15 protein-coding genes are annotated in these 17,899 nt (G+C 70.2%); 7 read left to right on the top strand and 8 right to left on the bottom strand.

Annotation, left to right across the window (positions count from 1 at the left end):
- Positions 1-30: 30 nt before the first annotated feature.
- The 4 genes from ACIBK4_RS23195 to ACIBK4_RS23180 are packed head-to-tail and all read right to left on the bottom strand — an operon-like array spanning position 31 to position 5,051.
- Positions 31-867, bottom strand: coding sequence for a carbohydrate ABC transporter permease (locus ACIBK4_RS23195; protein ID WP_398997028.1), 837 nt, complete (start codon positions 865-867; stop codon positions 31-33).
- Entirely contained in the window at positions 864-1,763 is a 900-nt protein-coding gene (locus ACIBK4_RS23190; protein ID WP_398997309.1) for a carbohydrate ABC transporter permease, read from the bottom strand. Before ACIBK4_RS23190 ends, ACIBK4_RS23195 begins: the two co-directional genes overlap by 4 nt.
- Before the next feature lie 60 nt (positions 1,764-1,823).
- Positions 1,824-3,080 (bottom strand): extracellular solute-binding protein, encoded by a 1,257-nt coding sequence (locus ACIBK4_RS23185; RefSeq protein WP_398997026.1) that lies wholly within the window; start codon positions 3,078-3,080, stop codon positions 1,824-1,826.
- A 48-nt stretch (positions 3,081-3,128) separates the two neighbouring features.
- On the bottom strand, positions 3,129-5,051 hold the full coding sequence (locus ACIBK4_RS23180; RefSeq protein WP_398997024.1) for a glycoside hydrolase family 127 protein: 1,923 nt from the start codon (positions 5,049-5,051) through the stop codon (positions 3,129-3,131).
- A 216-nt stretch (positions 5,052-5,267) separates the two neighbouring features.
- On the opposite strand from ACIBK4_RS23180, the gene ACIBK4_RS23175 reads away from it, so the two are divergent.
- Complete coding sequence (locus ACIBK4_RS23175) at positions 5,268-6,287, top strand: LacI family DNA-binding transcriptional regulator (protein WP_398997022.1); 1,020 nt, start codon at positions 5,268-5,270, stop codon at positions 6,285-6,287.
- 21 nt (positions 6,288-6,308) lie between these two features.
- On the opposite strand, the gene ACIBK4_RS23170 is transcribed toward ACIBK4_RS23175, so the two are convergent.
- The gene (locus ACIBK4_RS23170; protein ID WP_398997020.1) at positions 6,309-6,800 is read right to left on the bottom strand and encodes a MarR family winged helix-turn-helix transcriptional regulator; all 492 of its coding nucleotides are present in this window, start codon (positions 6,798-6,800) and stop codon (positions 6,309-6,311) included.
- Positions 6,801-6,921: 121 nt separating this feature from the next.
- On the opposite strand from ACIBK4_RS23170, the gene ACIBK4_RS23165 reads away from it, so the two are divergent.
- Positions 6,922-7,437: a YceI family protein gene (locus ACIBK4_RS23165; protein WP_398997018.1), complete on the top strand. Its 516-nt coding sequence runs from the start codon at positions 6,922-6,924 to the stop codon at positions 7,435-7,437.
- A gap of 19 nt (positions 7,438-7,456) precedes the next feature.
- Here the strand turns inward: ACIBK4_RS23165 and ACIBK4_RS23160 are convergent, their stop codons facing one another.
- Positions 7,457-9,133, bottom strand: a complete 1,677-nt coding sequence (locus ACIBK4_RS23160) for a hypothetical protein (RefSeq protein WP_398997016.1) — start codon at positions 9,131-9,133, stop codon at positions 7,457-7,459.
- A gap of 198 nt (positions 9,134-9,331) precedes the next feature.
- Complete coding sequence (locus ACIBK4_RS23155) at positions 9,332-13,378, bottom strand: molybdopterin-dependent oxidoreductase (protein WP_398997014.1); 4,047 nt, start codon at positions 13,376-13,378, stop codon at positions 9,332-9,334.
- A gap of 198 nt (positions 13,379-13,576) precedes the next feature.
- Between ACIBK4_RS23155 and ACIBK4_RS23150 the strand changes: the two genes are divergently transcribed.
- The 4 genes from ACIBK4_RS23150 (at position 13,577) to ACIBK4_RS23135 (ending at position 16,415) form a co-directional block, all read left to right on the top strand.
- Positions 13,577-13,972: a cell division protein SepF gene (locus ACIBK4_RS23150; protein ID WP_398997012.1), complete on the top strand. Its 396-nt coding sequence runs from the start codon at positions 13,577-13,579 to the stop codon at positions 13,970-13,972.
- 98 nt (positions 13,973-14,070) lie between these two features.
- A complete protein-coding gene (locus tag ACIBK4_RS23145) occupies positions 14,071-15,396 on the top strand; it encodes an AAA family ATPase (RefSeq protein WP_398997010.1) in 1,326 nt (441 codons plus the stop codon).
- Positions 15,393-15,719 carry a nucleotide pyrophosphohydrolase gene (locus ACIBK4_RS23140; RefSeq protein ID WP_398997008.1) on the top strand — a complete coding sequence of 109 codons (327 nt, stop codon included), beginning with the start codon at positions 15,393-15,395 and terminating at the stop codon, positions 15,717-15,719. Before ACIBK4_RS23145 ends, ACIBK4_RS23140 begins: the two co-directional genes overlap by 4 nt.
- Positions 15,720-15,941: 222 nt before the next feature.
- Positions 15,942-16,415: a DUF6099 family protein gene (locus ACIBK4_RS23135; RefSeq protein ID WP_398997006.1), complete on the top strand. Its 474-nt coding sequence runs from the start codon at positions 15,942-15,944 to the stop codon at positions 16,413-16,415.
- Positions 16,416-16,580: 165 nt separating this feature from the next.
- Here the strand turns inward: ACIBK4_RS23135 and ACIBK4_RS23130 are convergent, their stop codons facing one another.
- Positions 16,581-16,748, bottom strand: a complete 168-nt coding sequence (locus tag ACIBK4_RS23130) for a hypothetical protein (RefSeq protein ID WP_398997004.1) — start codon at positions 16,746-16,748, stop codon at positions 16,581-16,583.
- A gap of 211 nt (positions 16,749-16,959) precedes the next feature.
- On the opposite strand from ACIBK4_RS23130, the gene ACIBK4_RS23125 reads away from it, so the two are divergent.
- Positions 16,960-17,883: an LLM class F420-dependent oxidoreductase gene (locus ACIBK4_RS23125; protein ID WP_398997002.1), complete on the top strand. Its 924-nt coding sequence runs from the start codon at positions 16,960-16,962 to the stop codon at positions 17,881-17,883.
- Positions 17,884-17,899: the final 16 nt, after the last annotated feature.

Here is a 17,899-nt window from a genome sequence, read left to right as displayed (position 1 = left end):
GTTGAAAGTCGAGGTCAGTTGGAGATGTGGTCAGTCCTTCACCGCGCCCGCGGTGACACCCGCGGCCACGTAGCGCTGGGCGAGGACCAGGAGGGCGGCTGCCGGGATCGACGCGACGACGGCGGTGGCCATGATCGCGTTCCACTCCTGGTTGTTGTTGCCGATGTACTTGTAGATGCCGAGGGTGATCGGCCGCCAAGTACCGCCGCCGTCCAGGGTGTTGGCGAAGACGAAGTCGGACCAGGCCCACAGGAAGCCGAACAGCGAGACCGTGACGATCGCGTTGCGGCTCAGCGGGAGAACGACCGACCGGAACGTGCGCCAGGTGCCGGCGCCGTCGATCAGGGCGGCCGAGATCAGCTCGCCGGGGATGCCCGACATGAACGCGGTGAAGATCATGACGCCGAACGGCACGGCGATGGTGGAGTCCGCGACGATCAGTCCCCACCAGGAGTTGAGCAGACCGAGGTCGAGGAAGATGCCGTAGAAGCCCATCGCCATGACGATGCCCGGGATCATCTGGGCGATCAGCAGGGCCAGGCCCAGGGCGCCCCCGGCGCGCGGTCGCAGCTTCGCCAGTGCGTAGCCGGCCGGGGCGGCGATCACGAGCGTCAGGGCGACCGTGCCGATCCCGATCAGCAAACTGGTGCCCAGGTAGGGGAGTTGGTCGTCGAGCACCGCCCGGTAGCCCTCGAACGTGGGGTGCAGCGGGAACAGGTCGGGCGGGGACTTGCGCATGTCCTGCTGCGGGGTGAGGGACACGTTCAGCATCCAGTACACCGGGAACAGCATGAGCGCGGTGAGCAGCAGCCCGACGACGGTGTAACGCCGTTTGCCCGTAAGGGACTTCAGACCTCCCGGCTTCATGTCTCCTGCCTCCTCTGCACGCGGATGTACAGCAGCCCGAAGACGAGCGCGATGAGGATGAGGATGTTGCCGACGGCCGCCCCCGGCCCGAACTTCGGCAGCAGCGTGCCGAATCCGAGCTGATACGACCAGGTGGCGAGCGTGGACGAGGAATCACCCGGCCCACCCTTGGTCATGATCCAGATCAGGTCGAACACCTTGAGCGTGTAGACCAGCCCGAGCAACAGCGTGATCGCGGACACCGGCCGCAACAACGGAAAGGTGATCCGCCGAAACTGCTGCCAGGCACCGGCCCCGTCCAGGGCGGCGGCCTCGTACAACTCCGCCGGAATGTTCTGCAGGCCGCTGTAGAGGATCACCAGATTGAACGGGATCCCGATCCAGATGTTCGCCACGATCACCGACGTCAACGCCCAGTCCGGCGAGGTGAGCCACCCGACCGGTTCGACCCCGACCAGATGAAGCCCGTAATTCACCACCCCCGACTCACTGTTGAACATCCACGACCAGGTCGACGCCGACACGATCAACGGCAACAACCACGGAATCAGAAACAACGCCCGCAACGTGGACGCCAGTCGGAAGTGCCGATTGAAGAAGACAGCGAGCGCGAGCCCGATGACGTACTGAAAGACGATCGACACGAAGGTGAAGACCATGGTGTGCCGCATCGCCGACCAGAACGTCGGATCATGCAGAACGGTCGAGAAGTTACGCCAGCCGGAGAAGGGCGCATCCCCCTGCACAAACGACCGAACGGTGTAGTCGCGCAAGCTCAGATCGAGATTGCGAAAGAGGGGATAGGCGTAGAAGGCAACGAGGTAGACGAGGAGCGGGGCCACGAAGGCAAGGGCGCTCAGGTGGCGCGCCCCAAAGGGGCGCGGGGCTGTATCGATATGCGGCTTCGCCGCGGGGCGCGACCAGCCCCCACCGACCCGCAGATGTACCACGACCCCTCAACCCTTGCCGGCAGCGGACTGAGCCACATCCAACGCAGCCTGCGGACTCTTCCCCCCGGACAACGCCGACTGCACAGCCGTCCACAACGGCTGGGAAATCGTGGGGTACTTGGTACCAAGCCCACCGCTCGTCCGCCCCCGCGCAGCGGCAACGGCCGCTACCCACGGCTTCAACTCCGCGTTCTTGGCCACCTGCTGCGCCTGCACAGCGGCGGTAGGCGCGACATACATCAACGTCGTATCGGTCGCCAACAAACTCGTCGCACTGGTCAGACACGTCACGATCTTCTTGCTCACGTCATACCGAGCCGTATCCTTCTGCACCGGCACGGTGACGAACTCACCCCCGGTCGGCACCGGCGCCGAACCCCCGTTCCGCGCGGGGATGTTGACGATCCCGTACCCGAACCCCGCCTTGTCCGCGTTCCCGAGCTGCCACGTTCCGTTCTCACTGAACGCGTACTCCCCGGTCGCGAACTCCTGCCAGCTCGTGGTCTGGGTGTTGTTGAGCACGTCCTTGGGCGCATACCCGGAATCCACCCACTGCTTCCACAAGCCCAACGCGGCAGCCCCCTCGGGCGAGTTGAGCTTGGTCAGATCCCCACCCGCACCCCAGAACCAGGGCAGGAACTGAAAGCTCCCCTCCTCCGTGTTGATCGCGGAGAACGTGATGCCCTTCTTCCCCGTGGCCTTGACCTTCTTCAGGGCGGCAGTCAGCGAGGCCCAGTCCTTCACGGAGGCCGGATCGACGTGCGCGGCGGCCAGGATCTTCTTGTTGTAGTAGAGGGCAAGGGTGTTGGCCCCCACGGGTATCCCGTACGCGGCGCCGCCCAGCGTGCCCGCGCCGATGATGTTCTTCTGGATCGACGACGTGTCGAGCCCGAGGTCGCTGGTCTTGTTGAGGATGCCCGCCTCGACCAGCGTGGAGACGACGGGGTTGTCCACCAGCATCACGTCCGGCGCGTTGCCCTGCTGGGCGGCGAGCAGCGCCTTGTTGCCCAGGTCCGTCGTGTCGTACGCGGTCCGCTTGATCTTCACCCCGGCCCGCGTACCGCACTGCGCGACCCGCTTGCCCCAGTCGGAGGAGGCGTCGAACTGCGGGTACGGGTCCCAGAAGGCGTACGTCTTGGAGTCGCCGGAGGAGGACGAGGAGGAGCCGGAGCCGCACGCGGCGACGGAGACGAGCGCGCCGGTCGCGGTGAGCGCGATGAGGAGGGTTCTGCGGGTTCGGTGGGTTCGGCGGGTGTTTCGCACGGGAGTGACCTCGTTGTCAGGGTGAACCGGGCTGAAGGACTAGGGAGTTCAGGAGGTCGGCAGCCAGACGCGCATGCTGCCGTCCTGCCGGTTGGCCCACGCGTAGTAGGGGATCGCGGTGAGCTCGACCAGGTCGCCGGCCGGTGCGGTGTCGGGTCCGGCGGCCCGGTACGGCCACCAACTCCCCTCCTCCGCAAGGCGCCTGTGGTACCCGGCCGCGACGACGGTGGTGACCCCGCCGAGCAGATCCGGGCGGTGTTTCACGGCGAGCGGTCGCGTGGGGTCGAGGACGATGTCGTCCAGACCGCCGCCGGGGACGTCCACTTGCTCCAGGCAGTACACGAGCGGCCCGCGCTCGATCGCCGCACAGCCGCGCACGGCGTCCACGCGCGGGTCGGCCGCGGTGAGCCGGGGTTCGAGCACCAGCTCCAGGACGACCGAGTCGCCCGGCGCCCAGGCCCGTTCGAGCCGCAGCCAGCCGTCCTCGACCGGCGCGTCCGTCTGGTCGTACGCCAACTCCCCGACCCGCACCCGGAATTCGCGGCACCACTGCGGGACGCGCAGGGAGAGGGTCCACGGCCGGTTGGGGGTGTCCTCGACGGTGAGGGTGATCGTGCCGTGCCAGGGGTAGTCGGTCTCGGCGCGCACGGACATCTCGCCGTAGGAGTAGTGGCCGGTGGTGAACTGGTGGATCTGCAGGCCCTGTTCGTCGCCGGACGCGAGGTAGTGGTCCAGGGAGGCCAGCAGCCGCATGACGTTCGGCGGGCAGCAGGCGCAGCGGAACCAGCGGGTGCGGCGGGCCGACTGGTCGCCGCCTGGGTCGGTGTGGCCGTCGCGGACCTGGAGCGGGTTGACGTACAGCCAGCGCTCGCCGTCCAGGGAGACTCCGGCCAGGAAGCCGTTGTACAGGGTGCGTTCGATCAGGTCGGAGTAGCGGGCCTCGCCGGTGAGCAGGGCCATGCGCCAGCTCCACTGGACGGAGGCGATGGCGGCGCAGGTCTCGCAGTAGGCGCGCTCGTTGGGCAGTTCGTACGGGTCGCCGAAGTCCTCCTCGTCGTGGTGCGCGCCGAGTCCGCCGGTGAGGTGCGTCTTGGTCGTGGTCATCGCGTGCCACAACCGCTCGGCCGCCGACCGGAGTTCGGGATCCTCGGTCTCGGTGGCCAGGTCGGCGACCGCCGCCAGCAGATACAACTGCCGTACGGCGTGCCCCTCCACGATGGTCGCCTCGCGGACCGGGACGCGGTCCTGGCAGTAGGCCTCGCCGCCGAGGAGGCCGTGGCCGTGCCGGTCGACGAAGTAGCCGGCCAGGTCGAGGTGTTGGCGGTCGCCGGTCTCCCGGTACAGCTCGACCAGGGCGGTCTCGATCTCGGGGTGGCCGTCGATGCCGTCGATCGGTCTGCCGCTGCCGGGCGGTCCGAAGGTCAGGCCGAGGTGGTCGGCGAACCTGCTTGCCACGGCGAGGAGTTCGGGGCGGCCGGTGGTCCGGTGGTGGGCCACCGCCGCCTGGATCAGATGGCCCGCGCAGTACAACTCGTGGCCCCAGCGCAGGTCTTGGTAGCGTGCGCCGCCCTCCCGCACCTGGAACCAGGTGTTGAGGTAGCCGTCCGGCCGCTGGGCGGCGGCGACCAGGGCGATGATCCGGTCGACCTCCGACTGCAGTTCCCCGCCGGGCTGTTGGGCGAGCTGCCAGGAGGCGGCTTCCAGCCACTTGTAGACGTCGGTGTCGACGAACGGGTACGCGCCCTGGTACTCGCCCTCGATCGTGCCTGCCGCCAGGCGCAGGTTGTGCAGATTGCCCGCCGACTCCAGCAGTTCCGGGCCCTGGGGGAGGGAGACCCGGGCGTTGACCTCGCGGCGGGTGTGCCAGAAGCCCGCGTCGACGGCGGCGGTGGCGGGGCGCAGCGCCGCGCGGGCGGCGGGGCCGAGCCGGACCGGGCCGGTGGGGGAGGGGGCGGAAGGGATGCGGGACATGGCTCTCCGGTTCTTCTCAGGTTCAGGAGGGCTTCTCTGGAGCGCGGTGGGACGCGTATGCGCAATCGTTTTCCTGGAGGAGAGTAGAGGGGACGGCGGAGAGTGGGGTCAAGTGGTTGGGCAAAGGTTTTTTCAGCTTGCCCAGGGGCTGCTACTGTCGCCGATGAGGCCGTCGTCGCCGACGTGGAGCGCCGACGTGGAGGAAAAGGATCGCCCGTGACCGCTGCTTCCCGTTCACCCTCCGCGGGCCGGGCCAGACTCACCGATGTCGCCGCGCTCGCGGGCGTCAGCGTGGGCACCGCGTCGAAGGCGTTGAACGGCGGCGGGCGGATGCGGCCCGAGACCCGGCAGCGGGTGCTGGACGCGGTGGAGGCCCTCGGCTTCCGGCCCAACCAGAACGCGCAGAGCCTGCACACCGGCCGGAGTTGGACCGTCGGGCTGATGACCACGGACGGCATCGGACGGTTCTCCACACCGGTGCTGCTGGGCGCCGAGGACGCGCTCGGGGCCGGCAAGATCTCCGTGCTGCTGTGCGACACCCGGGGCGACGCGATCCGCGAACAGCACCATCTGCGCAACCTCATGGACCGCCGCGTCGACGGCATCATCGTCACCGGCCGCCGCACCGACCCGCGCCCGCCGCTGACCGGCGTCGACGAGGTCCCGGTGGTCTACGCGCTGTCCCCGTCCACCGCCCCGGATGACACCTCCGTGGTCTCCGACGACGAGGGCGGCGCCCGCCTGGCCGTAGACCATCTGCTGGCCACCGGACGCACCCGGATCGCGCATGTCACCGGCCCGGCCCACCACGCCGCCGCCCGTGACCGGGCCCGGTTCGCGGGCGATCATCTGAAGGGCGCCGGGCTCGAACTCGCCACCGGACGCGTCCACTTCGGCGAGTGGAGCGAGGCATGGGGCCGCCGTGCCGCAGACGCGGTCCTGCGCACGGCACCCGACACGGACGCCTTCTTCTGCGGCAACGACCAGATCGCGCGCGGTGTGACGGACGCGCTGCGCGAACGCGGGGTGGGCGTCCCCGCCGACATCGCCGTGGTCGGCTACGACAACTGGGACACCATGGCCCTGGCCAGCCGCCCGCCCCTCACGACCATCGACATGAGCCTCGCCGAGATCGGCCGGATCGCGGCCCTGCGGCTCCTGGAGGCGATCGACGCCGACCCCGCGCCGGGGCTGCACACGGTGCCGTGCCGGCTGGTGGTGCGGGAGTCCAGCTGAGGAAGTCGTGGGAGAACGGCGTCAGTTGACGGCGCGATCGGGGAACAGGGCGTTCAGGGCCTCCCGTTGCTCACGTCCCACGAACTGGGTGAGCCCGCGCCTGACCGTCTCGGCGAGTGACTCGGAGGCCTCGCGCAGGAGTTGGGTCGCCTTCTCGGTGAGGGCGACCTCGATGCCGCGCTTGTCGCCGCAGACGGACTTCCGGGTGACCAGACCCGCGTGCTGGAGACACGCGATCTGATAGGTCAGCCGGGTCTTGGGCCGGCCCAGCAGCTCCGCGATCCGGGTCATTCGCAGCCCCTCCTTGGGCTGCTCGGCCAGCAGGCACAGCACCAGGAACTCGTCGTGCGAGACGTCGAGGTTCCCCTTCACGACCGAGCGCAGCTCCTGCTCCACCGCCCCCGTCGCCGCCAGCAGCAGCATCCACGCGCGCAGCTCGGGCGGGAGCAGCCCGTCGCCCCGCAGGGACGGACATTCGGGCTGGTCGGCGGGGCGCTCTACGGGGTCGGCCATGCGACGAGTCTACCTGTTGTCCAATTTTGGAGGAGATGGTTGTCCAGATTTGGATAATGGGCTAGCGTGAGGCCCGCACAGCTCATTCAAATTTGGACTACCGGAACCAGCGGGAGAGATCATGACCGTCGCCGTCGAGACCGGGGTGTGGCAGCTCGACCAGGCCGCCTCCACCGTGGGCATCAGCCACAAGACGATGTGGGGCCTGGTCAACGTGAAGGGCACCTTCGGCACCGTCAACGGCCAGGGCGAGGTCCGGGGCGACGGCTCCGCGATCGGCACGCTGACCCTGGACGCCGCCTCCCTGGACACCAAGAACGCCAAGCGCGACAAGCATCTGCGGTCCGCCGACCTGTTCGACACCGACAAGTTCCCGGAGATCACCTTCGCGGTGCGCAGCGCGGAGCTGCGCGACGGCGACGCCGTGCACGTCGTCGGTCAGCTGACCGTCCACGGCATCAGCCGCCCGCAGACCTTCACGGCCCGCCTCAAGGACGCGACCGGCGAGGCGCTCACGCTGGACGCCGAATTCACCGTGGACCGCGACCAGTTCGGCCTCGGCTGGAACCAACTGGGCATGCTGCGCGGCCTGACCACGGTCACCACCACGCTCCGCTTCCTGCGTACGGCCGCCTGACGGACCGTCAAGCGGCCGGTCAGTCCGTGGGCCGCAGCCGGATGTCCGAGCTGGACAGCGTCTGCGGGGTGGCGGTGAACGCGCGCACCCGGATCCGGACCTTCTTGTGCGGCAGCGTGAACGACCCGTTGGGCGGCCGGAGTTCGACGGTCTCCGTGCTGTGCGCGGGCAGCGTCGCCGGGCCGCCCACCTGGGACCAGTACCTGCTCATGCCCTGGCCCGTGGTGAGCGTGTAGTGGGGCGTCAGCGCGTCGCCGGACGAGTTGGTCACCTTGAGGGTCAGCCGGGTCACGACGGTGGGCAACGCCCGCCGCACACCGGTGAGTCGCATGTCCATCGGCGGTGCCCCCGTCGCCGCCACGGCCGCACTCGCCAGCGCGGGCGTGACCAGCAGCACGGCCGCCGCGACCCGGGCCTGCCGGCGGTGCGGGCCGGACAGCAGCCGGGGGCGCGGCTGCCACGCGTCCCGGAACTCGGCGATCGGCGCGGTCACCGCCGCCGCCAGCCACAACGGCGTCATCAGCAGGTAGTAGCCGTCCTGCGAACGCGTCGCCAGATAGAAGGCGCACCACGGCAGGACGGTCGCCGCCGGCCCCAACCGCCGTACGAACAGCACGAATACGGCCAGCAGGCCCGCCGCCAGCAGCATGCTCGCGTGGGAGTACCAGTCGAGCCGGTCGCTGCCGTTCGTGAAGTACAGCGAGATGTCCACCAGGCCCTGGCCGTGCACCACCGCGCCCTGGGTCAGCGGCAGCGCGATGCCCCTCAGCCAGGTGCTCGGCTCGTGCACGATGAAGTACGTGTTGATCAGCAGCCAGACGGTGACGGCGACCCCGATGACACGCAGGAGTACCAACCCGGCCTGCCGGGCGCCGAGTTCACCGCGCCGCACGGCGTAGATCCCGGCGAGCAGGAACGGCGTGAGGAACCAGGGGAGTTGCTGCGCCGCGCAGGCCGCACCCAGGCACGCGGCCTGGGCGATCCCGGCCGGGCCGAGCCGCCCGCCCCTGCCGATCCGGGGCCAGCGGATCACCACCGGCACCAGCAACGCCAGCGCGAGCACGGCGGGATAGCCCTGACGGCCGTAGGTCGGAAGCAGGCCCAGCCCCAGGCACGCCATGGTGGCCGCCGAGCGCCACTGCGTCGGCAGCAGGCGCCACATCAGGATCGCGGCCGCGATCAGCGCGCCGGTCGCGACGGCCGTCGCGGGGGCGCCGCCGTGCCCGATCCACAGGAGGGGCGCCGTGAGCAGCGTTTCCAGCGGGGGATAGCCGTAGGTGTAGTCGTAGCCGCCGGTCACCGTCGGGGTGAGGGCGACGCCCTGGCTGGGGTGGAAGAGCCAGGGCCAGGGCTGGCCGTAGATCGGGTGTCCGGCGACCAGCTCCTTGGCGGCCTGGGTGGTGAGGACCGCCTCGTCGCCGCCGGAGTGGAACACGGACCACGCGGACAGCGCCAGCAGGACCGCGGTCACCAGCACGACGAGATCGATCCGGGCCAGCGAGCGCGCCCGGCGGACCACCAGGGTCAGCACCCCGCACACCAGGATCGAGGCGTAACAGAGGCAGACGACCGCCGCCACCACGAGCCGGTGACTGGCGGCCTGCGTCCACACCGGCCGGACGCCGATGAACAGACTGATGTCGGCGAGGAGGGTGAGGATGCGGTGCCACTGCGCGGGAGGTTCCGGGGCGGACACCGCCGACTGTGTCCGCCGACCGGGTGTCACCTGTTGTGTTTCTGCCAAGTGCACGAGACGGGACGCTAATCGCGCCCGGTGAGCAGGGTGTCCGGAGTCGAGAAGATTCCGGTGTGAGACCGGTAAGAACCCCTCGCCATGGTCTAAATGGGACAAACTCGAACGGCTTTGTTCAACTGTCCATGGCCATCAGTTCATTCAGTAAACATCGCGCACATACCGCTTCGCCGCCGCCAGTTGCTTCACATACGCACCCGCCTCGGCCTCGTCCATCCCCCCGTGCGCGACCGCGATGTCCCGCAGCGCGCGATCCACGTCCTTCGCCATCCGCGAGGCGTCCCCGCACACATAGAAGTGCGCGCCTTCCCGCAACCAGTGCCACAACTCCGGCCCGTGCTCCCGCATCCGGTCCTGCACATACACCTTCGCGCGCTGGTCCCGGGAGAACGCCGTGTCGAGCCGGGCGAGCGTCCCCTCGTCCGACAACCCCGCCAACTCCTCCTCGTAGTAGAAGTCCGTCGCCCGATGCTGCTCCCCGAAGAACAGCCAGTTCGGCGCGGAATGCCCGAGCGCGCGCCGCTCCTGAAGGAAACCGACGAACGGCGCGACCCCGGTGCCGGGCCCGACCATCACCATCGGCGTCGCGGGATCGGCGGGCGGCCGGAAATGCGGCGACCGCTGCACGAACACCGGAACCTCGGTCCCCGCCTCCGCGTCCGCCAGGAACGGCGAGCAAACCCCGCCGCGCGGACGCCCATTGAGACTCTCGAACCGCACCACCGACACCGTCAGCGACACACTGTGCGGATCGACGAGCGGACTGGACGAGATCGAATACAGCCGCGGCTGAAGCCTCTTGAGCACTCCGGCCCACTCCTCGGCCCCCGCCTCCACCGGATACTCGGCGAGCACATCCACCGCCTGCCGCCCCCAACACCACTGCGCCAGCCGGTCCTTGTTGTCGGGCCGCAACAGCCTCCGCAACTCCCGGTCGTCCCGGGCCCGTTCGGCCACGAACCGCAGCAGATCCGGCGTGATCCGGGTGATGTCCCACTGCCGGTGCAGCGCCTCGCCGAAGGACAGCTCCCCAATTCCGTCCAGTTCTAAGACTGTTGAGGCGTCGGTGCCGGTGGCGGTGAGCCATTCGTCCACCAGGGAGGGCGAGTTGACCGGCCGGACGCCGAGCGCGTCACCGGTCTCGTACGTCAGGTCGGTGCCGCTGGTGTCGAAGGTGAACCGGCGGACCTCCTTGCCCGCGCCGGGGCGGCTGAGCAGGCGGTTGCCGATGAGCCGGGCGGTGGTGGGGGCGGGCTTGGGGGACCGGGCGGGTGACTTGCGGACTGTGGTCTCGGGAGCCGTCCCGGCGCCCAGTGCCGTGAGCACCTGCCCCAGCCACGCGTCCGCCGATGGCTCGAAGTCCGGCTCGCAGTCCGTACGCGGGGTCAGCCGCACCGCGCCCAACTCGTCGAGCCGTGCGTCCAGTCGGCGACCGTGCCCGCAGAAGTCGTCGTACGACGAGTCGCCCAGGGCGAGCACCGCGAACCGCACTCCGTCCAGCCGGGGCGCCTGTTCGCCCGCGAGCGTGTCCCAGAAGCCGGAGCCGTTGTCGGGGGCGTCGCCGTCGCCGAACGTGCTCGTGATGAAGAGGAGATCGGCACCGGCCGGGAGCGTGCCGAGGTCGGCCTGGTCCATGCCGAGCAGGGAGGCCCGGTGCCCGGCCGAGCCCAGCCGTTCTGCGGTGGCCGCCGCCAACTCCTCGGCGTTGCCGGTCTGCGAGGCCCACAGGACGACTATCTGCCGGGTGGGGTGCGGCTGTTGGTGGGGTTGCGGTGGGGGAGAGGTCGCCGATCGCGAGTACATCCCGGCGAGCACGCCGTTGACCCACAGCGCGTGTTCGGCGCTGAAGGGCGCGTCCGGCGGGAGCGTGGGCACACCCGGGGCGCCGGATTCGATGCCCGCGAGGAAGCCGGTCAGGTAGAGGCGTTCCTGGGCCGTGAGGACGGGCGGCGGGGCCGGGTCGAGGCCGAAGGGGTTCGCGCCCGGGATGACGGCGGTCGGGACAACTGCCGTGTCGGCGACCGCTGTTGGAGCCGGTGCCGGTGTGGGCGCCGATGCCACCTTCGTCAACGACACCGCGCACACCTTGAACTCGGGCTGGAACGACACCGGATCCACCGCGTCGCTCGTCACCGCGTTGACGCTCAGATACTCGCCGAAGAGGTCGTTCCAGTGGAACGGTGCGAAACAGTTCCCCGGCCGCACCCGGTCGGTCACCACCGCAGGCAGCACCGCCCGCCCCCGCCGGGACGCGACCTCCACCGAGTCGCCCTCCGCGATCCCCAACTCCCGTGCGTCCTGCGGATGGAGCTCCACGAAGGGCCCGGGGTTCAGCTTGTTGAGCTTGGCGACCTTGCCCGTCTTCGTCAGGGTGTGCCACTGGTGCTGGAGCCGCCCGGTGTTGAGGACGAACGGGTAGTCGTCGTCGGGGAGTTCGGCGGCCGGCATGTGCGGGCGGGCGTGAAAGACGGCTCGTCCACTGGCAGTTGGGAAGCGCGGCTCGCCCCCGCCCACGTACCGGATGGGGTTGCGGTCGGGCCCGCCTTCTGCCGCCGGCCACTGCACCGGCGTGGACCGCAGCCGCTCGTACGTCACCCCGCGCAGATCCCAGCCGGTCACCGGGTTCCAGAACTGCCGTAGCTCCTCGAAGACCTGCTCCGCGCTGTCGTAGGAGAAGCCCTTCTCGTAGCCCATCGCGCAGGCGACGGACGCGATGATCCGCCAGTCGGGCAGTGCCTCGCCGGGTGGGGGGACGACGGGTTGGGCCAGGGTGAGGGTGCGTTCGCTGTTGATCAGGACGCCCTCGGACTCGGTCCACATCGCGCCGGGGAGGACGACGTCGGCGTAGGCGTTGGTCTCGGTGTCGGTGAAGACGTCCTGGGTGACGACGAACTCCGCCGCCTCCAACCCCTCTATGACGGTACGGCGGTTGGCGACCGAGGCGACCGGGTTGGTGCAGATGATCCAGCAGGCCTTGATGTCGCCGTCGGCCATCTTCCGGAACATCTCGACCGTGCCCCGGCCGACCCCGTCCGCGCGGATCGTGTCGGGCGGCAGGCCCCAGATCTCCTCGGTGAACTCCCGTTCCGCGTCGACCAGTACGGATCGCTGGCCCGGCAACCCCGGGCCCATGTAGCCCATTTCGCGGCCGCCCATCGCGTTCGGCTGGCCGGTGAGGGAGAACGGGCCGCTGCCGGGGCGGCAGATCGCGCCCGTAGCGAGGTGGAGGTTGACGAGGGCGTTGGTGTTCCAGGTGCCGTGGGTGGACTGGTTGAGGCCCATCGTCCAGCAGCTCATCCACTCACCCGCCTCGCCGATCAGCCGGGCCGCCGTACGGATGTCGTCCTCGGCGAGACCGGTGAGGGCGGCGACGGCGTCCGGCGCGTAGTCGGCGAGGAAGTCGGGCAGCGCCTCCCAACCCTCGGTGTGCGCGGCGATGAACTCCGGGTCGGTGTGGCCGTTCTCGTGCAGCAGCCTCAACAGGCCGTTGAGCAGGGCGAGATCGGTGCCCGGCGAGATCTGCAGGAAGAGGTCCGCCTTCGCCGCCGTAGCGGTCCGGCGCGGGTCGACGACGATCAACTTGGCGCCCGCCTTGACCCGTTCCATCATCCGCAGGAACAGGATCGGGTGGCAGTCGGCCATGTTGGAGCCGATGACCAGGAACACGTCCGCCCGCTCGAAGTCCTCGTACGACCCCGGCGGCCCGTCAGCGCCCAGCGACGACTTGTAACCGGCGCCTGCACTCGCCATGCACAGCCGGGAGTTGGACTCGATCTGGTTCGTCCGCAGGAACCCCTTGGCCAGCTTGTTCGCCAAGTACTGCGCCTCCAGGCTCATTTGGCCGGAGACATAGAGGGCGACCGCGTCCGGCCCGTGCTCGTCGACGATCTGCCGGAGTCGCCGGGCGGTCTCGGCGATCGCGTCGGCCACAGGTGTCGGCACCGGCTCCTCGCCGCGCTCGTCCCGGACCAGCGCGCCGGTGAGCCGGCCCGGTGCGGCGAGCATCTCGGCCGTGGTCGCGCCCTTGGTGCAGAGCCGCCCGCGATTCGCGGGGTGCGCCTTGTCGCCGGACGCCCTGAGGACCGTAGGGCTGCCGTCGGGGCCCGCACCGACGTCGAGCAGCATGCCGCAGCCCACACCGCAGTACGAGCAGACCGTCCGTACCTGTCGCGTGGGGGGCTTCGTCATGCCGTAGACCGTACGAATTGCCCGTTACGCCGAGGTCACGCGGCCCGATCATGAGGGGTTACGCCCGGTGCACAACCGGCCGGGGGGCACTGTGAGATGCGCCCGATCTTGTCGCGGAGTGTGTCGCAGTTGGGCCGAACGGGTGACAGTGCGCAACAATTGCCGGATGCAGACTGCCAGCGCGACCCAGGACGGAGCATGCCGGTGAACAGCCACGATGTCACCGACGAACAGTGGGAAGGGCTCGCCCAGGTAGTGCCGCTGCGGGGACGGGACGCCTGGCCGTCCGCCGTGGGCCACCGTGCGATACCCGAGGCCGAGACCGAGCCGCGCCGCCGCTTCGTCGTCCTCCGCGTGAATGTGTTCGGGGACGCCCGCGAGGTCGCGGAGACCCTGATGGCGGGCATACCGGTGCTGCTCGACCTCACCGGCGCGGAGACCGAAGTCGCCAAGCGGGTGCTCGACTTCAGCACCGGCGTCGTCTTCGGCCTGTCCAGCGGGATGACCCGCGTCGACCGGAACGTGTTCCTGCTCACACCGCCGGGGACCGAGGTGCAGGGGCTGATGGAGGGGGCGGGGGTTCCGGGGGTGTGAGTCGCTCCGGCGGCGAGGCTGGTGGGGCGGTCCCTCGATCGTAGGAAGGTCCCCGGGGCGGAACGGTTCGCCTGACGGCGGAGGCCTACGGTCCGGTTATGACCGTGTCAGCACAGTCGCCCCAGTCGTCCGGCTCCTCCCGGTTCCCCGCGTCGCCCGCGTCCTCCCGGTCGTCCGAGTCCGTGCCACCGCAGGGGCGCTCACCCGAAGCCTCGTTCCGGACCCGGCCCACGCCGGAGCCGTCGGCCGGCCTCGCCCCGCCGTCGTCGCGGACGCCTACGCCGACGGACCCCGGGCCCGTCGAGGCGTACCCCGACCGCCCGCACCTCACCGAGCTGCGACTGTCGGCGTTCGCCACCCACCGGGGCGCCGGATTCCCGCTCGGCCCGCTCACCCTCTTCACCGGCCCCAGCGGCTGCGGCAAGACGAGCGCGCTGCGGGCGTACGAGGCACTCGCGCGGCTCGGCGCCGGGAGCGCGGTCGGCGAGGTCTTCCCGGACCCGGTCGCCTGCGTCCCGGAACGTGCCCGTCCCGACGCCCAGCGCCGGCGCGGGTTCCGGATCGGCTGTACGGCGGACGGGCCCGAGGGCGCGGTGCGGCTCGACGTCGCCGTGCAGGCCGAGCCCGAACTGCGCATCGTGGGCGAGCGGTTGACGTCGGGCGGCCTTGTCCTGCTGGAGACGGCACTGCGCGACCCGTCCCGCCGTACCGTGCAGGCCGCCTGGCACACGGGGGGTTCGTCGCCGGTCACCCGCGCACCCCTGCCGGACGACCGGCTCGGCACCGCGCTGCTGCCGTTGCGCGTCGCCGGCAAGACGGACGGACAGCGCCACGTCATCGCCGCCGCCGAGCAGATGGTGGTCGCCCTGCGCTCCGTCTTCGCCTGCGATCCGGTACCCGGGCGGATGCGTGACGTCGTCCCGATCGGCGACGGGCGGCTGCTGCGGGACTGCGGCAACCTCGCCGACGTGCTGTGGCGCACCCGGAGCGAGTGCGGGCGACGACATGGGCAGTTCGTCACGGCGGTGCGTACGGGGTGCGCCGGGCCGGTGACGGACGTCCTCGCGGAACCGCTGGCCGACGGCATGGTCCGCGCGGTCCTCGACCGGGGCGACGGCCTGCGCACCGGCTTCGAACGGCTCGGCGACGGCGAACTCCGGTACGCGGCCCTCGCGTTGGTCCTCCTCACCGGCCCCGGCGTCCTGGAGGTCGACCCGCCCGGCGAGGTCCCGGCGGCGATGCAGACCCTCACCGTCCTCGCCGACGGCCTCGACCGGGGAGTGGACGTACGGCAACGGGTCGAACTGCTGCGGCTCGCGGCCCGGATGTGCGAGCGCGGGCACATCCGGCTGGTCGGCGCGGTGAGCGACGCGTCCTGGGCCACACAGGTCGACGGCGTCACAGTGGTACACCTGGACCCGTGACAGAACATCTCGACGTGGCGAAACTGCAGCGCAGACTGGCCGAGTTCGCGGCCGCGCGGAACTGGCAGAAGTACCACACCCCCAAGAACCTCGTCTCCGCGCTCAGCGTGGAAGCCGCCGAACTCGTCGAGATCTTCCAGTGGTTGACCCCCGAGGAGTCGACGCGGGTGATGGACGACCCGGACAGCGCGCACCGGGTGCGGGACGAAGTCGCCGACGTCCTCGCGTACTTGCTCCAACTCTGCGAGGTGCTCGGCGTCGATCCGCTCGCCGCGCTGGACGCGAAGATCGACCGGAACGAGGGCAGGTTCCCGGCGTCGTAGCCGACAACTCCTCGGGCGCGCCGATCAATTGGAGTCCGTTTGGAGGAGTCGGCGCGTCCATTTTCACTCTCCGGAGTCATTCATCTGTCCGCAACCGATTTGTTGTCCACAGATTTCCGCCTTCCTCTGGCTTTTCGTCTCAGGGACTCTCACTCTGGGTAGTGGACAGGGGAGTTCGGGCGGGCGTGCGAACAGCACGTCGGGATATGACAGGGGCAGCGCATGGACGCGATGCGGCTCATCGTGGCGAGCAGACGCGCCCTGGCCGGCAGCGGCGACGTGCCGGAGACCATGACGGAGGTGTGGCAGGCGCAGGCTCTCGCCCAGGCGATAGGCAGCCGCCTCGCGGTCTTCGGTCCACCCGAACTGCGGGGCGAGGCACTGGGGTTGACCGAGCTGGCGGGCCGGGGCTGCGGGGTGCTGGACACCCCGGTCCTCGCGATCGAGGACTTACGCGCGGCCCAGCTCACGGAGTTGGGTGACGCGCGGCTTGCCCTGCTGTGCCTGGGGGGTCTGCTCGGGGAGGTCGGGATCGCCCTCGTGGGCATCGCCTGCGCGGCGGACGACGAGGGGACGTACTGGCAGTGCATGGAGGCGATCGACGCGGCGGACGAGTCCCGGGACCGGGTGCTGGAGATGCTGCGCAGGCTGGCGGACCGGGAAGCTGCGGCGGTACCGGAGCGTGAAGCGGGGTGACCTTGGCGGTCGGGGCGGGGTGAGGGGAGCGCCGTAGTCGTTGCGGTTCGTGGGGTCTGCGCGACGCCGTCGTGGCTGGTCGCGCCCCGCGGCGGAGCCGCATATCGACACAGCCCCGCGCCCCTTTCGGGGCGCTTCACTCGGCCTGTGTCAAAGGCGAAGCGGTCAGCCGGTCTCCTCGGCCGGTGCCGAGCCTGTGCTCGCGGTCGACTGCAAGTCCGCGTCCAGGGCTGACAGGTCCGCGTTCAGGGACGCCATCAGTTCCTCCATCTGCTGCAACAGCCCCTTGGGTTGCGCAGGTCCACCCTGCTGCGGCACGGCTTCTTCGGACATGACGGCCTCCTCGGCCCGCGGCCTCCCCGGCGAGGAGGAGGCGGGAATCCGGGCGGTCCGGCTCCGCCCGAGCCAACGATCATCGACGGGGCCGGTCACTGGCGCGGTCGCCCTCCGTGCGCACGGTTGACGGATTTTCACCCGACCGGGGACGGGAGCGCCCGGCGGGACCGGTGGGGTTGACCGGGACCCCGGCGTGCAGGATGGAGGCATGGATCTGCGTATCTTCACCGAGCCCCAGCAGGGGGCGACCTACGACACCTTGCTCGCCGTGGCCAAGGCCACCGAGGATCTGGGCTTCGACGCCTTTTTCCGCTCCGACCACTATCTCGCCATGGGCTCCGGTGACGGCCTCCCCGGTCCCACCGACGCCTGGATCACCCTGGGCGCCCTCGCCCGCGAGACCAAGCGCATCCGCCTGGGCACGCTGATGACGGCGGCCACCTTCCGCCTTCCCGGCGTCCTCGCCATCCAGGTCGCGCAGGTCGACCAGATGTCCGGCGGCCGGGTCGAACTCGGCCTGGGCGCGGGCTGGTTCGAGCAGGAGCACAAGGCGTACGGCATCCCGTTCCCGAAGGAGAAGTTCGCCCGCCTGGAGGAGCAGCTCGCGATCGTCACCGGGCTGTGGGCGACCAAGCCCGGCGACACCTTCGACTTCCACGGCACGTACTACGACCTCACCGACTCGCCCGCGCTGCCCAAGCCCGCGCAGGCGAAGATCCCGGTACTCATCGGCGGTCACGGCGCGAGCCGCACGCCGAGGCTGACCGCGCAGTACGCCGACGAGTTCAACATGCCGTTCGCCTCCATCGAGGACAGCGAGCGGCAGTTCGGCCGGGTCCGCGCCGCCGCCGAGGCAGCGGGCCGCAAGGCCGACGACCTGACGTACTCCAACGCCCTCGTCGTCTGCGTCGGCAAGGACGACCAGGAAGTCGCCCGCCGTGCCGCCGCCATCGGCCGCGAGGTCGACGAACTCAAGGAGAACGGCCTCGCGGGCACCCCGTCCGAGGTCGTCGACAAGATCGGCCGCTACGCCGAGATCGGCTCCCGGCGCATGTACCTCCAGGTCCTCGACCTCGCCGACCTGGACCACCTGGAGCTGATCTCGGCCCAGGTGCAGACCCAGTTGTCGTAGTCCCGTCGCAGGACCG

The organism is Streptomyces sp. NPDC050528 (assembly GCF_044457795.1).
Taxonomy (GTDB): Bacteria; Actinomycetota; Actinomycetes; order Streptomycetales; family Streptomycetaceae; genus Streptomyces.
The sequence above is the reverse complement of the archived record's forward strand: the minus strand, read 5'-3'. Positions and strand labels throughout refer to the sequence as shown.